The following is a 15781-nucleotide window of genomic DNA, read 5'->3' as shown; positions in this document are numbered from 1 at the left end:
AAGAGGTGCTGTATGCGGTTACCTGAATCGCGTCTGGGCATCCTGGTCAGCCTGCCGCAAAATGACATGGCACTGGCAGAAGCGGCCCGGCAGGCTGGAGCCGACGGTCTGAAGGTACACACGAATGTGCAACACCGAGCCTCGGGAACGACCTTTGGTTCGCTGGCCACCGAGCGCGAGCGACTACGGGACATCCTCACGCTCGGCCTGCCGACCGGCCTCGTCGTCGGGGCGGCAGGTACCGTGTCGATCGCGGAGATGAGCGCAGCTCAGGAGTTGGGTTTCGACTACTTCGATGTGTATGCCGCCGACGCTCCGCCCGGATACACGCAGGCATGCGGAACCGTGACCGCGATGGCCGCATTGGGACCGGATGACGGCCCTGCCCAGGCACGCGCCCTGGTGAGACAGGGAGTTCAGGCGCTCGAGCTTTCCACGCTCGAACCCGAACGGTATGGCACACCGCTGACCCTGGCGACGCTGGCCAGGCTGGAGTCGGTGGCGTCCGCGGTCAACGTGCCCGTCGTCGTGCCGAGCCAGCACAAGCTGACGCCGAGGGACCTTGTGATGCTCGAGCGAGCAGGCGCAGCCGCGGTGCTGTTGGGTACCGTGGTGACGGGCGCCGATCAGACCACGTTCGGTGCAAGGATCGAGCCATTCGTCGCGGGGCCAGCCCGGCGGCCAGGATCGCCCGCACGTCTTCGACGGTGAACCGGCGCAACTGCGCCGCGCGGCACCGCGCCGGCCGCGGCAGGCTTGGTCAGGGCCGATCGGGCGAGCGGTTGCTGGGCGCCATCGGGGTGGGGATCGGTCCCCCCACTCCCCACTGATGTCGAGGGTTACGCCGGTGATCCATGACGCTTGGTCGGAGAGCAGGAACGTGGCAGCTGCGGCGATGTCGTCCGGTTGGCCGATGCGTCCCAGGGGGAAGGCCTTGGTCAGCTGCGCACGCTGCGCGTTCGTCCTCGTCCAGACCGCCAGCGGCGGCCTGCCCCCGAGCCCGCCGGTCCTGCGCGACCCAGTTGGCCAGGGTGCCGTCGTTGATCCCGAGATCCCGGGCGACCTGCGCGATCGGCTTGCCCGTCTCCCGCACGATCCGCACCGCGCCCTCACGGAACTCCCGGTCGAACCGTCTCCTCGTCTCAGCCATGACCATCTATCCCCTTAGGCCCGGCCTCCACGCTATCGGGGGAACCTCAGTCTCGGCGACGCTCAACGCAACGGAGCCGGTGTTGCGGGGTGCGAGGCCACGAACGTACGCGGGCGTGACTGGTTCGCGCCGTGTTATCGGCCCGCCCCTCAGACACCGTCGGCACCGTGCTTCCCGAGCGTGGTGTTCAGCAGCGTGAGGGCGAGTTGGGTGGGGCTGTGCAGCACGGTGTTGCGGTGTCGGACCGTGCGGATAAGCCCGGCTTCGCGCAGGATGGTGGCGTGTTCGCTGGTGCTGGCCGGGGAGATCCTGGCAAGTGCGGCGAGTTCCTTGGTGGTGCAGCTGGAATGATCGGCGATGATCTCGAGTACTGCCGCCCGGGTCGAGCCGATCAGCGCGATGAGCGCACGGCTGGACCCGGTTGCGACGTGCTCGGGAACAAGGGCGTTCAAGCGTCGTAGCGGCTGGTCGTGTGCTGCGGGATAGGTGACGACGGGCTGGGGCTGAGCGTCGTTGTCGACAGTGCAGCGGGTGCCGAACATGGTGGGCACGAGCAGGATGCCCTGCCCCGACAGGTAGAGGTCGTGCTCCGCGCCGTTGGCCGTGCGGATTTCCAACACGGGCAGGCTCCACCGTGCCCATTCTGGGTTAGCGTGAGCGAGGATCCTCTCCACGCCTCCGGTGAGGAACTGCCGGGTGCGCACGGCTCGGTCGGCGGTGAGCTCATCGCTCAGCCGCGGCCAGTATGGGGCCAGCAGCGCCGTGTAGAGATCGCTGATCCCCTGGAACAGTCGTGCGCGCACGGCCGCGTCGTCGGCGAGCCGGCGGGTCCAGGAGGGCAGGGGCTGGAGCTCGGCGATTGCAGCCAAATCCGCCTGGATCCGTTTGGTGGGCGTTGTCCGCACGTGCTCCAGCACCCCTTCCACGGTTCCGGGCAGCGCTGGCTGGTGGAACGACGGTGAATAGCCAATCGCAGGGATGACTGACAGGGCCATGCGGGCGTTGACGGTTAGCCGCGCTGCCGCGCGCTGTCGCCAGAGGCTCAGGCGCAGTGGTTGGCTGTCGTCCTGCAACGCGCGGGCCGCGAGGTCCAGCTCGATCAAGGGCATCGGGGCCTCCGCCACCCGGGTGCGGGCTAGGTCCTGGGCGGTGAAGTGAATTCGATACATCCCGGTCTCCCCGAAAGTCGTGTTGGCGCAGGTGCCGCCAGATCGTCCCTTATTGTCGTTATTCGGGTGGGCCCGAATGTCGTCGAGCTTACGACATCCGTTGCAGATCATCGATGTGCAGGCTGATTAGTTCATGGGCGACTCGGCCGGTGGCCGGTGCCGGATCGGCCATTGAACCTAAATCGGAAGGAGGTGGCGAGAGATTCGCGCAGCAATCGCAATCGGCGCCGACCAAAGGTTGGCCCACGCCGATACGGTTTGGATAGTTTACCTATCGATGCTCTGCCACCACCTCACCCCATCTGCCAGCATCTCGCTCCAACGGTTGGCTTAAGAATTTCCTCTACCAGGAAAGGAAACCTGTGCGTTCACCAAAGCGGATCCTCGCGGCGATCTTCACGACCACCACATTTACCGCGCTCGCCATCGTCGGCACCGCCGAGGCAGCCAGCGCCGAGCCCTGCCCCTCCGGCGCCACGTGTGCATACGCCTGGATAAACTATGATGCGCATGCGGGGCCCGTGTACGGGGACAACGAGGACCTGGGGCGCTATTATCAGTGGACCGGCGCCGAGTCAATCTACAACAACGGCGTCCACTGTGACGTATACATCTACTCCGCCATGTTTTATGGCGGTACACGCTATCCGCTAGCGAAGGGTTCAGGCTGGACCAACATCTATGGCAAGGCCATCTGGCACCACGCTCTCAGCAACAAGTGGTACAACTGCCGATGACGCATATGCGACGAGCAGGCTGCACTGTGGCGGCACTCGCACTGGTGGTCCTGGCTGGTTGTGGGACGCCATCCACAGCCGACCAGGTTCGCCCGTCTCGTTTCTATCCCTTTGGCAGCGCCGTCTATTACACCGCCGCCGAGGAGCAAGTCATCGCCCACAAGCTGGAACAGGCCACTGCGGTCTGCATGCGAGGTCGAGGGTTTAGATACGATTCCTCTTCGGCTCCCGCACCGGCATCTTGGTCGGCGCCTGAACCGAACAACCCATACTTTCTGCTCGATATGGAGTCGGCGCGGATAGACGGATACGGCATAGCGCTCGCCGTGGTTCGTGACCGTCAACGAAGCTACGCTGCTGCGCCTCCCACCCCCGATCCTCAATTCGCTAAGGCGTTGGTCGGCGACCAGCAGCACCAGAGCACGATCGACCTACCAGATGGCAGCCGAGTGACCGTGGCAGTTGACGCGTGTGCAACCAAGGCCAGGGAGATGGTTTTCGGCGGCGACTGGGACCGGCTCTACTACACCATCCAAGCATTGAGTAACATCGTCATCGAACGTACCGGTAAGGACCCTGTGGTGACGGACGCCCTGAGGGCATGGTCGTCCTGCTTGAACCGGTCCGGGTATCAAGCCAAGAATCCGGAGGAGCTTCGCGAGCAGATTCAGGCCCGCGCTCGAGCGGCCGTTGACGACGCCGCGATGCGCATCGTGGCCAAAACGGAGCTGACGACCGCCCAGGCAGACGCGGCCTGTCAGAAAGAGACCAACCTGCGGCGCGTGACACAGAAGGCGCAGCAGCCGATCGAGCAACAGGTGCTGACCGATCAGTTCCGGCGCGACCTAGATCAACTCCGGCAACGCCGACAAGAAGTACTGGGGCACTGATGGGTGGGTGAACCCGGATCGTTCGCACTCACTACTGAACAACTCCGTCCCTCCCACGGCAGAGAGCACGAACGCACTCATCGTGGCGGTGGAGTCGCGGACCCGCGCCGGCTTCGCGCGTTCCCAGCGCTGGCAGCGCTGCTGACCGCTTCTGTCGAGGTTCGCCAGTCCCTAGCCGTGACGGGTGACCGCCGGTTGCGCGTAGGCGGGGGCGGCGTCGGTGACCATCTCGGCCGGCTTGACCTTCAGCATGATCAGCGCTCGTCGGAAGAACCGCCGGGCTGCGGCTGCCGTCGCTCAGGGAATTACGTGAGCGACGACACCCTGCGTAACACCGCCATCGGCTACCACCACAGCACCGAAGGTGACACCAACATCGCCCGCGCCACCCGACGCGCCAGCCACCGCCCACACGACCTCATCACCGCCGTGACCAGCAGCTACCCGACAACGCAATGACCCTGCATGGCCACCCTGCGTAACACCGCAATCGGCTACCACCGCATCCACGGCCAGACCAACATCGCCCGCGCCACCCGGCACGCCGACCGCCGACCACACGCCCTCATCAACGCCGTGACCAGCGCCTATCCCACAACGCAATGACCCTGTCCGTGGCAAGCCCTGTTCGAAGTGGTAGCCAGTAGGCGACGTTCGGAATATGCCCTTGATTAACGTCAATGCATATGCTGCGTAGCACGGACAGCTGGCCGTAACTGAGGAGAGCCAGGACAAACACTACCTCGGCCGCAGCCTTGTGAGATGTATGTCAATACCGTAACGTCAGCTGTTATAGGGTCCCTTGAGGAGGGTGCCATGACATTGGGCCACAGTGGGTGCCGCCTAGTCTCATCGGCCGTCTACGCCATCGTCCTCCTATCAGGTTTTATAACTGCCGAGGCGCCAGGCGCCAGCGCGGCTAGCCCGCAGGCCAGCGGGCCGGTCGAAGTGATGTCGTTGCGGACGGCGAATCGCCAGGTCTTCGCGAACGCGGATGGCACCTTCACCACCGATGTGACCGCACTGCCGCGATGGGTACATCGCGGCAGCGAGTGGGTACCGGTCAATCCAACCCTGCAATGGGGAGCGGACGGGCGGGTGACCACGGTTGCAACGCCCCTGGAACTGTCGTTTTCCCCGGGGGGCGATACAGCGCTGGCCACCATCGCGGAGGCGGGACGGTCGTTGACGATGACCTGGTCGCAGCCGCTCCCGCGTCCGGTGCTCAGCGGCCGAACCGCGCGGTATCCCGAGGTATTACCAGGAGTCGATCTTGAAGTGACCGCGGGCGTCACCGGCTTCTCCGAGGTGCTGGTGGTGAAGACGGCGGAGGCCGCCCGCCAACCCGAACTCACCGTGGTGCGGTTTGGCCTGCGCGGCGAGGGGCTCACGGTCCGCGGCGACGGTGCGGGCGGCGCGAGAGCCCTTGACGCCGGCGGTGCTGAGGTCTTTCACGCTCCCACGCCGCAGATGTGGGATTCCTCTACAACCGAGATCTTCAGCAGTGCTCCGATCGGGGCCGGGACACCAGGACTGTTGGCTGCGATGCCGGCAGAGGTCGGCACGGACAGCATCACGGTGCGCCCGAACCGGACCATGCTGACCGGCGCCACCACTAGGTTTCCGGTCTATATCGACCCTTCTTGGTCCGGGTCCAAACTGGCCTGGGCGTACGTCGACAAGGGATATCCGACCACCGCCTACTGGAATTCGACCACCAACACCCCGGCCTCGGGAACCTACAACGGCGGGGCGAACGTGAAGCGGTCGTACTGGCGCATGGACACCAGCGCCATCGCCGGCAAGCACATCATCAGCGCCACGTTCCGGATCAAGGAGATCTGGGCCTACTCCTGTACCGCTCGTCCAGTGGACTTGTGGCTGACCAACGGGATCTCGTCGAGCACGACCTGGAATACCAAGCCGGCGAACCTCCAGAAGCTGTACACGGTCAACGCTGCGTACGGTTGGGCCCCGACTAGCGGAAGCAGTCCCTGCCCCGCCAAGGATCTTGAGTTCGACGCTACCTCGGCCATCGTGTCACGGGCCGCGTCCGGCGCGGCGAACGTCACGCTGTCGCTGCAGGGCAGCGAGACGGACAGCTACGGATGGAAACGCTATGACTATTCTCCGCACCTAGTGGTGAACTACAACACGGTGCCGACAACGCCGACCGTGTACGGCACCCAGCCGGGAACGCCCTGTTTGACCGGCGACGGCCGGCCAGGGATCAACACCGCCAACCCGAAGCTGTACGCCAATGTCTATGATCCGGACGGCAGTAACGGTGAGGTGCGGGCCGAGTTTGAGATGCGGCAATATGACCCGGTCAGCAAGTCGTGGCAGGCCTTCGGGTCGAAGATTGTCACCGCATATGTCTCGACGACCAAACCGGTGACGCTGACCGCGCCCACTCCTTCCCTTCGGGAAGACACGATCTACTCCTGGCGGACGCGGGCGTATGACGGGATCGACGCCAGCGCGTGGACCTCGTACTGCGAGTTTGTTGTGAAAACAGCCGCGCCGTCCCAGTTACCCGTCGTGACCTCGACCGACTACCCGCCTGGTAGCACCTTCCCCGATGCGCATGGGAGCCCGGGCCTGCCAGGAGCATTTACTTTCTCGGACGGGGGCGCCCCTGATATCACCGCCTTCAAATACGCACTGAATGACATCAACGTCGGAACGGCCAACCAGGTGTCCGCGCCGACCGGCACGGTGATGATCCAGCTGACCCCACCGAGGGACCAGCAGAACACCTTGTATGTGTGGTCGGTGGACCGCGCCGGCAACGTCAGCACGCAATACGCAACGTACGACTTTTTCGTCGGGTTCGCCTCCGACCCGGTCGGCTACTGGCGCTTCGACGAGACCGGCGGCACGGCGACCGCCGATGCCTCGGGCCACGGGCACTCACTAACCTGGGCTGGCGGCAGGACGTGGACTAGCCGGGGGCGGGTCGATGGCGCGGTGTCCCTCGATGGCAGCACTGGATACGGAGCGACCGCGGCGCCAGTGCTGCGCACGGATCGCAGCTTCAGCGTCTCGGCCTGGGCCCGCCTGACGTCCACCGCCCACATCGCCACCGTGGTGACCCAGGGGGGCACTCGGCAGCCCGGCTTCCAGCTTTACTATTCGGTCTCCTACAACCGGTGGATCTTTAATCGCTACAGCTCAGATGTCGATACAGCAACTATCGTCCGCGCCATCTCAAACGCCCCACCTGCAGTCGGGGTGTGGACCCACCTGGTCGGCGTCTACGATGCACCCCGCCAGCAGTTGCGCCTCTACGTCAACGGAGTGCTTCAGGCGGCGCCGGTCGATTTCACGACACCCTGGCACGCCACTGGACCCCTGGAAGTTGGCCGGGTGAAGGTTAAGGGCGCGTATGTGGACTATTTCCCTGGCGACGTTGACGAAGTTCGGGTGTACGACCGGATCCTCGTCAACCAGCCGTCCTGCGATCCGGTGGCAAGCGACCAGATCCCCTCCTGCAAGGACGGTCTTCACCTGCTCGCCACCCGGCCAGGCAGCGCCCGCGGTATCTGGGCGTTCGACGACGGTGCCGGCAGCGTTGCCGCGGACTCATCGGGATGGGGCAACACTGCCACGCTCAGGGGCGGGGCTACCTGGGATGCCGATGGGACCCGGGGCGGGGCACTCGCCTTCGATGGCGCAACCGGACGCGCGAGCACCGCCGGCCCGGTCCTGCAGACCGATGGAAGCTTCACCGTGACGGCATGGGTCCGGCTGGGAGCTCCAGACTCCACCACGCTGCCGACGCGTAACGCGACGGCCGTCGGCCAGGACGGCACTGCCGTAAGCCCATTCTTCCTCGGCTATCGACGGTTCACTGTGGACGGTGTGCTCGACGGCTACTGGTCGTTCTCCGCTCCCAACCCTGACGTCACCTCCGGTCTCCGCTGGTCGCACGCCAGGTCAGACGCTGTACACATGCCCGAGCCCGGCACCTGGACCCACCTGGCCGGGGTGTATGACGCCACAGTTGGCGAACTGCGTCTCTACGTCAACGGCGCATTGTTAGCCCGGACCACCGGAGTGTCCATGTTCAGCGCCACCGGTCCGTTCAGTATCGGCAGTGCTAAATACTCCGGCGCCCAGACCGATTTCTGGCCCGGAGCCGTCGACGACGTGCGGGCGTACGCCGGAACGCTAACTGATTGGGAGATCTTTCTACTAGCCAGCACCTGATGAGGCTCGTAACTGGGTGATCACCACTGGGTGTCTTATGTCCATCGTTCGTCCAGGGGAGGAGACAGATGAGAGCACGACCACGTCGAATCTCAATGTTCACCGCGTTGGTGATGCTCTCCGTCACCGCCGTCGCCGTGCCCAACGAGGCGGCGGCAACGAACCGGCCGAGGCCTGCGCTGCAGCGGCCGAACCCGGTGTCCGGCCATGTCGCGCCAGTCCGGCCGGCACCGCCTGATGCCGCCGGACGGCGTGCCCTTACCGCACCACCGGCGGTCACCTGGCCGAAGGCAGGCTCGGTGACACAGCGTGATGGTGTCCGGATTGAGGTGTTGGACCGGGCGGAAGCGGTACGCGCCGGGGTGGAGGGGCTGTTGCTGCGGGTGTCGCCCGATGGCACGGCAGCCGCCGGCGCCGGGACCGGCCACAGCACGGCGAAGGTGACAATCGATTACTCCACTTTCCGCTATGCCTATGGCGGGGACTGGGCGTCCCGGCTACGTCTGGTCCAGTTGCCGGAGCGCACCGAACTGACCACCGCGAATGACGTGACCGCCGGTACCCTCTCCGCCGACGTCCCGATAAGCGGCCAGTCCACGATCCTGGCGGTAACTGGAGGGGCATCCGGCGCCGCCGGCGACTTCAGCGCCACCTCGCTGGCCCCCTCGGCGAGCTGGCACGTCTCCGACCAGAGCGGTGACTTCAACTGGTCATACCCGATGGACGTTCCCCCCGCCCCGGCCGGCCCAGAACCAGATATCACGCTCAGCTACTCGTCTGGGCGGGTAGACGGCCGGACCGCATCAACCAACAACCAGGTTTCCTGGGTCGGCGAGGGGATGGACTTCTGGCCCGGGTACGTGGAGCGAAAGTATGTTCCGTGCGCTGATGACGGGGTGAGCCCCAAGACCGGAGACCTGTGCTGGGGCCCGGATGAGAACGCCACGCTGATGCTCGACGGCGTCGCGACCGAATTGGTCCGGGACGCCGCGACAGGGGTGTGGCACCCCAAAACGGATGACGGCGCCCGGGTGGAACTGTTGACTGGCGCTACGAACGGCGATAACGACGGCGAGTACTGGCGGGTCACCGGAACCGACGGTGTGCAGTACTACTTCGGGCTGAACCGGCTTCCCGGCTGGACATCCGGCGGCACAGAGACCAGCTCCACCTGGACGGTGCCAGTGTTCGGCAACAATACGGGCGAGCCGTGTTCCGGTTCAACGTATGCCGCCTCCTGGTGCCAGCAGGCGTGGCGCTGGAATCTGGACTACGTCGTAGAACCGCAAGGCAATGCGTCGTCCTACTGGTACGTGCCCGAGATCAACTACTACGCCCGCAACACCACCTCGTCGAGCCTCGGTACGGCGACGAAGTACACCCGCGGCGGTTACCTCAGCGAGATCAGATACGGGCAGCGGTCGAACACGCTGTTTACCAGTTCTGCGCCGTACCGGGTGCTGTTCACCGCGGCGGAACGGTGCATCGTCACCAAAACCTTCGACTGCACGGCCTTCAGCAAGGCGAACGCGGCCCACTGGCCAGACGTTCCGGTCGACGCCAACTGCGATGCGGGCACCACCTGCACATACGGCACGCCAACCTTCTGGACTCGCAAGCGGCTCGCCACGGTTACCACCCAGTCCTATCTGGCGTCGGCGTACCAGGACGTCGAGTCGTGGACGCTCACCCACAGCTTCCCGGCGTCAGGTGACGGCACGAGCCCCGCGTTGTGGCTGAGCAAGATCTCACACACTGGTCATGTGGGTGGCACGGCCTCGCTCTCGGACGTTGTGCTCAGCGGCATCCAGCTGCCCAACCGGGTGGACGCGATTGACGGACGACCACCGTTGATCAAGTGGCGGGTGTCCGCGGTGACGGACGAGGTCGGGGGGCAATTGTCCGTCAGCTACAGCGGACCGGACTGTGTGGCCGGCCAGACCCCGGCGCCGGACGGCAACACCAAGCGGTGTTTCCCCCAGTACTGGAGCCCTGATGAATCCGGAACCCCGGTCCTTGACTGGTTCCACAAGTACGTGGTCACCCAGATCGCGGAGATCGACGCCACTGGCGGCTCGCCCCTGGAAATCACCTCGTACCAGTATCTCGACGCGCCCGCATGGCACTACGACGATGACCCGCTCACCCCGGCCAAGTACCGCACCTGGGGGCAGTGGCGAGGGTACTCCAAGGTCCGCACCCTGCACGGTGATCCCAACAGCCCGATACGCACGCAGACCGACCGGTTGTACTTCCGGGGCATGGATGGCGACAAGCTAGCGGCTGGCGGCACCAAGACGGTCACCATCACCGACTCGCAGGGCAACAGGGTGGTAGACCAGCCTCCACTGCAAGGGGGCCTGCGCGAGGAGACCGACTATACCGGCGCTGGTGGTGCGGTCGCCGAAACCGAACTGACCACATCCTGGGTGCGCCAAACCGCGAGCCGGACCCGGGCTGGCATAACCGTCACCGCGCACATGGTGCGCGAGGCGAGCAAGGTAACCCGTACCGCGCTCGACTCGGGTGGCTGGCTGACCACCCAGACCGACACCTCGTACGACAGTTTCGGAATGCCGATCCAGGTCGATGACAAGGGCGACGTGAGCCAGACCTCGGATGACCTGTGCACCCGTACCACCTATGCGCGCAACACCTCGGCCTGGCTGATCGACTTTGTGATCCGGGTGGAGACGGTCTCGGTGGGGTGCGCGGCTACGACCCGCCGCCCCGAACACGTGGTGAGTGACATTCGCACCCTCTACGACGAGCAGGCGTACGGGGTCGCACCGATCCGCGGTGACGTCACCCGCACAGAGGCGGTCGCGAGCTACTCCGGCGGCAACCCGGTGTACGTGACGGATTCGACACAGAGCTACGACAGTCTCGGCCGGGTGATCAGCGAGGCTGATGCCGCTGGCAACGCCACAACGACGGCGTACACCCCGGCCACGGGTGGCCCGGTCACCCAGGTTACCGTCACCAACGCGCTCGGACAGAGCGAAACGACGACGTTGAATCCGGCGTGGGGCCAACCAAACGAGGTGGTCGACGCGAACAACAAGCGCACGACGGCTGCCTATGACCCGCTCGGCCGGCTCACCGGCGTGTGGTTGCCCGGCCGGGACAAGGCCACCCAGAGTGCTAGCGTGACCTACAGCTACCGGCTGCGGCCGGACGGGGTGACCGCGGTCAGCACCAGCACGCTGCGCAACGACGGCACCTACACCACCAGCTCCGAGCTGTACGACGCGCAGATGCGGCCCCGGCAAACTCAGGAGCCGGCACCGGGCGGCGGGCGAATCATCACCGACACGTACTACGACGACCGCGGCCTGGTGGCGAAGGAAAACCAGGAGTACTTCACCAGCGGTGACCCATCGACGTCGCTGTTCGTGCCGAACAACGACGCGGACATCCCGGGCCAGCAACGCACTGTGTACGACGGCCTGGAGCGGCCGGTTGCGCAGATCTTCCTGGTGCACAGCCAGGAGCGCTGGCGCAACACGTTCTCCTACGGCGGCGACCGGGAGAATCTGACCCCGCCAACCGGGGCGGGTGCGATCACCCGGATCACCGATGCCCGCGACAACCTGGTTGAGCTGCGGCAGTATCGGGGCGACAAGCCGACCGGCAGCTACGACAGCGTGCAGTACACCTATACCCCGGATGGCGAGCTATCTTCGGTCGCCGACGCCAGCGGCAACATTCGACGTTACACCTATGACCTGCGCGGCCGGCTGGTGAAGGCGGAGGAGCCGGATGCGGGCACCATCACCTATACCTTTGACGACGACGACCAGCTGACATCGACAACGGATGCCCGCGGCACGACGCTCGCCTACAGCTACGACAAATTGGGCCGTAAGACCGGCGAGTTCCTGGGCTCGACCAGCGGCACGAAGCTGGCCGAGTGGACCTGGGACACGCTTGCCAAGGGCTACCTGACTGGGACAGTGCGGTACGTCGACGGTAAGGCATACCGCGCCGAGACGACGGCTTTCGACAACGACTACCGCGCGACTGGGTCGAAGATCACCATCCCGGATGCGGGCGGGGCCGCGACGAAACTCGCCGGGACGTACACCTACACCGCCGAGTTCAACCTCGACGGCACACTGAAGCGCAGCAGTTTTCCGGCTGCCGGTGGTCTGCCCGCCGAGACCCTGCTGTACGGCTACAACGAGCTGGGGGACCCGACGACCCTGCACGGTCTGACGACCTACGTCACCGGGACGAGCTACACGAAGCTGGGGCAGCTTCAGCGGCGGTCCATGGCCGCGAGTTACCACGTGTGGCAGCGTGACCTCTACTACGAGGACGGCACCAATCAGCTGAGCCGCATGCTGGACACTCGGGATGTCGCCCCATACACGGTTGTCGACCGGACCTACAACTACGATCCGTCGGGCAACATTGTCAAGATATCGGACGCCCCGTCTGCGGTGGATCCTGACACACAGTGTTTCCAATACGACCATCTCCAACGCCTCACCGAGGCGTGGACCGTTGCCGATGGCTGCGCGAACGGTCCGACGGCCAGCGGCGCCGGTGGGCCGATGCCGTACTGGCAGTCATTTAGGTATGACGCGAGCGGCAACCGCACCAAGCGGGTGGACCATGCGACGGCGGGCGGTGGCGCCGATGTCACGCAGACCTACGCGTACCCGGTGACCGGCGCGGCCCGGCCGCATGCGGTCACCGCGGTGACGACCAGCGGCGGCCCGGCCAACGGGCGGACCGATCAATTTGACTATGACGCCTCCGGAAATACCACATTCCGGACTGTCGACGGCGCGACGCAGAACCTGAGCTGGGACGCGGAGGGCCGCCTGGCTTCCGTCACGGCCAGCGGCAAGACCAGTACTTACCTGTACGACGCCGAGGGTAACCTGCTGGTCAGTGCTGGCAGCGAAGGTGCCACCCTCTATCTGCCCGACCAGGAGGTCCAGGTCAGTGCCGGTGGGGTGGTGTCGGGCGTCCGCTACTACTCGTACGATGGTGAGACCGTCGCCACCCGCACCAGCTCGGACCTGTCGTGGCTGCTGGCTGATCCACAAGGGACGTCTACGGTAGCGGTGAACACCGCTACCCAGACGGTGTCCCGGCGATACTACGGGCCGTTCGGCGATGAACGTGGCGGCTCCACCGGCGGGGTGTTCCCCGACGGCCGTTCGTTCATCGGCGGTACGACTGACCGAGTGACCGGACTGACCCACCTCGGTGCCCGCGAGTACGACCCGCGCATTGGCCGGTTCATCAGCGTCGACCCCCTGACCGTGCTAGACGATCCGCAGGAACTGCACGGATATTCGTATGCCGCGAACAGTCCGGTGCTGAAGTCGGACCCGGCCGGTGAGTGCTGGATCTGTAACGTCGCCAAGAAGGTCTACAAGGCGGGTGCCAAGAAGGTCGGACAGGGCTACAACCGGCTTAAGAGGGCCGCTGCGCGCCCGGTCCACTTTGTGAAGAAAAAGCTGTCGAGCGGCTACAACAAGGCCAAGCGGGTCATCGGCGCGCTGAAGCGCACGGCCAGCAGATATCTGAAGGCGGTCAAGAAGACCATCTCGCGTGGACTGTCGGGCCTGCGCAAGGCGGCACGCAGCGTGATCGGGAAGGCGCGCTACGTGTTCAGAAGGGTGGTTCGGCACTTCCATCCTGGTCAGAGACGGGCGCCGAGCCGGAAGCCAGATACCAAGCCGACCCCGAAACCTTCGCCATCGAAGGGCGACGATGGCCCGATACGCCGAACCACACCGGTAGACCTGTACGTCGGTGGCAACACCATGGGGCCGAAGCCGGCGTGGCGCGAAGGCAAGGAGTACGAGGTCGACGGCCACGGGAACATACCGCCGTTCGGTGGAGCCGGCGGACTACCGCCCAACGGCATCTCGGTCTTCGCCGACCGGGACCAGGCGGCGCGCTGGACATCTTCGAAGCGTATCTGGAAACTCCCGAAGGGAAGCCCCCTTCCGCCGGGCTTTGACTTCTACCATGACGGGCCGTATCTCAATGATCCACTCAAGTCCTCGCATCACACGTTCTATAACACCAGTAAGGTGAAACCGGGCGATATGATCAACGCGTTTAAGGGCATGCATTGGCAGGACGACGGGGCGAAGTAGTGACCGACCCCTCGTGGCAGCGGTATCGCGCCGCTGACCGCCGATTGCAGGAGGAGATCAACCGCCTCCTGCAATCGGACTACCAGCGGACGCTGCACGACTCACTCACCGGCGGACGTGACTTTCACGCTGCCATCGAGTTGTTGCTGCACCACGTGCCGGACGGGTACGTCGCGGACCACCTGGACGTCATCCTGCCGTTGGCGATCGAGGGCGGCCTGGAGCAGGCTGACGTCCGACGCCGGCTGCGCGGCATCGACCGTACGGCATTGGCCTCCGCGCTGCCGGAATTGGTCGGTCGGGTGCTGCACGGCACCGGCGACCAGTACCTGGAGTACGTCGGGCTGCTGGATCTTTTGGCAGGTCTCGGCGAGCGGCGGCTGTTTCACGCCGTCCTCGTGGCGGCCCGTAGCTCAACCGATCCAGAAATCCGGGAGGCTGCCGAGCCGTATGAGGGGGAGCAGGTCGATCCGGCGGCGGTTGCACCGCCGCCGGAGCACCCGACTCGGAAACCCCGACCGCCCGTCGCGCCACCCGCCGAATGGCGGGAGTACGTCGCCGCCTGGCGCGAGTATCGGCAGGCGCTTGGCTCCCTGGAGCAGGCGCCTCGGGAGGAGTTCCTGCCAACGGCGCTCCGCGACCCCGCGCAGCGTGACGTGGCATTGCACTACCTGGCCATTGTGGTCGCCCGCGGTGGATACCAGGGCGCCGATGTCCTGGTCCGCCGGGTGCTGGATGCTTTGCCGCCCGGCCCACGAGACGAGGTGCTGGCCGCGTTGGCCGGGGGCTTTCTGCAGAATCCGCATCTGCGGCGCGTCGAAGGATATCGATCACTATTGTGGTTGCTTGGCGAGGCGGCTAGCGATGAGACGTTCCGGCTTGCGCTGGAGCGCGGGCGGGCCTGCCCCGATCCGGAGATCCGCATTGTCGCCGAGACGACGCCAGCGAGGTAACGACTACCGGACCGAAGGTGGAGGTAGCCGGAGGAACGACAGGTCCAGATTCACGCTGTCACCATCGCGCTCAAGGTCACCAAAGCACACTGCTAGGTCACCTGCCGGCCGCCCCTGTGCGGGTCAGGAGATAAACCATACGGTGTAGGTGCGAGCCTTGATCCCGTCCTCGCTGGTCACCGTGATGGCGGCGGTCCGATCGGCACCCGCCTGGGTGAGGGAGACGGAGGCGTACGGGTCGCGCGGGGCTGCCGCCACCGATCCGGCGCGGGCGTTGGTGTAGCTGAGGACGTCGGGCGAGAAGTCCGGTACCGCCGTGCCGTCGACCGTGAGCGACGAGAGGGCCGTGTCCGAGGACTGGCCGGGTGCCTTGGCGAGGATCTGTACCTCGCCGACGGTCATCCAGAGCCCGGGCCGGGCGGTGAGCACCACCCGTACGCCACCGGTCACCGCCGGAGCCGACAGCGACACGGCCACCACCCTGCGTTCCGCGCAATTCAGGCGGGCTAGAGGCGCGATCTAGGGTTTGACGTGGGAGAACGCGT

Annotated in this window: 10 protein-coding genes and 2 pseudogenes; 8 read left to right on the top strand and 4 right to left on the bottom strand. The window is 65.5% G+C overall.

The window, feature by feature from the left end:
* Positions 1 to 12 precede the first annotated feature (12 nt).
* Complete coding sequence (locus tag ACNAW0_RS13725) at positions 13 to 711, top strand: hypothetical protein (RefSeq protein WP_416288213.1); 699 nt, start codon at positions 13 to 15, stop codon at positions 709 to 711.
* Positions 712 to 840: 129 nt separating this feature from the next.
* Here the strand turns inward: ACNAW0_RS13725 and ACNAW0_RS13720 are convergent.
* The 3 genes and pseudogenes from ACNAW0_RS13720 to ACNAW0_RS13710 all read right to left on the bottom strand — a co-directional run.
* Positions 841 to 981, bottom strand: a pseudogene (locus ACNAW0_RS13720) (SDR family oxidoreductase); the annotation flags it as partial.
* 16 nt (positions 982 to 997) lie between these two features.
* Positions 998 to 1150, bottom strand: a pseudogene (locus ACNAW0_RS13715) (transposase); the annotation flags it as partial.
* 149 nt (positions 1151 to 1299) lie between these two features.
* Positions 1300 to 2259, bottom strand: a complete 960-nt coding sequence (locus tag ACNAW0_RS13710) for a DUF5937 family protein (protein ID WP_416288212.1) — start codon at positions 2257 to 2259, stop codon at positions 1300 to 1302.
* A 422-nt stretch (positions 2260 to 2681) separates the two neighbouring features.
* Between ACNAW0_RS13710 and ACNAW0_RS13705 the strand changes: the two genes are divergently transcribed.
* The 7 genes from ACNAW0_RS13705 (at position 2682) to ACNAW0_RS13675 (ending at position 15236) form a co-directional block, all read left to right on the top strand.
* A complete protein-coding gene (locus ACNAW0_RS13705) occupies positions 2682 to 3056 on the top strand; it encodes a peptidase inhibitor family I36 protein (protein WP_416288211.1) in 375 nt (124 codons plus the stop codon).
* A 26-nt stretch (positions 3057 to 3082) separates the two neighbouring features.
* Positions 3083 to 3946: a hypothetical protein gene (locus tag ACNAW0_RS13700; protein ID WP_416288210.1), complete on the top strand. Its 864-nt coding sequence runs from the start codon at positions 3083 to 3085 to the stop codon at positions 3944 to 3946.
* 309 nt (positions 3947 to 4255) lie between these two features.
* A complete protein-coding gene (locus tag ACNAW0_RS13695; RefSeq protein WP_416288209.1) occupies positions 4256 to 4405 on the top strand; it encodes a hypothetical protein in 150 nt (49 codons plus the stop codon).
* Positions 4406 to 4411: 6 nt separating this feature from the next.
* Entirely contained in the window at positions 4412 to 4552 is a 141-nt protein-coding gene (locus ACNAW0_RS13690; RefSeq protein ID WP_416288208.1) for a hypothetical protein, read from the top strand.
* A gap of 210 nt (positions 4553 to 4762) precedes the next feature.
* A complete protein-coding gene (locus tag ACNAW0_RS13685) occupies positions 4763 to 8158 on the top strand; it encodes a LamG-like jellyroll fold domain-containing protein (protein WP_416288207.1) in 3396 nt (1131 codons plus the stop codon).
* A 95-nt stretch (positions 8159 to 8253) separates the two neighbouring features.
* Positions 8254 to 14283 carry an RHS repeat-associated core domain-containing protein gene (locus tag ACNAW0_RS13680; protein ID WP_416288206.1) on the top strand — a complete coding sequence of 2010 codons (6030 nt, stop codon included), beginning with the start codon at positions 8254 to 8256 and terminating at the stop codon, positions 14281 to 14283.
* The gene (locus ACNAW0_RS13675; protein ID WP_416288205.1) at positions 14283 to 15236 is read left to right on the top strand and encodes a hypothetical protein; all 954 of its coding nucleotides are present in this window, start codon (positions 14283 to 14285) and stop codon (positions 15234 to 15236) included. The genes ACNAW0_RS13680 and ACNAW0_RS13675 overlap by 1 nt, the downstream gene beginning before the upstream one ends.
* Before the next feature lie 123 nt (positions 15237 to 15359).
* On the opposite strand, the gene ACNAW0_RS13670 is transcribed toward ACNAW0_RS13675, so the two are convergent.
* On the bottom strand, positions 15360 to 15707 hold the full coding sequence (locus tag ACNAW0_RS13670) for a hypothetical protein (protein ID WP_416288204.1): 348 nt from the start codon (positions 15705 to 15707) through the stop codon (positions 15360 to 15362).
* Positions 15708 to 15781: the final 74 nt, after the last annotated feature.

It is taken from the genome of Micromonospora sp. SL1-18 (assembly GCF_047921505.1).
Lineage (GTDB): Bacteria > Actinomycetota > Actinomycetes > Mycobacteriales > Micromonosporaceae > Micromonospora.
This window is presented reverse-complemented; position numbering and strand designations above follow the sequence as displayed.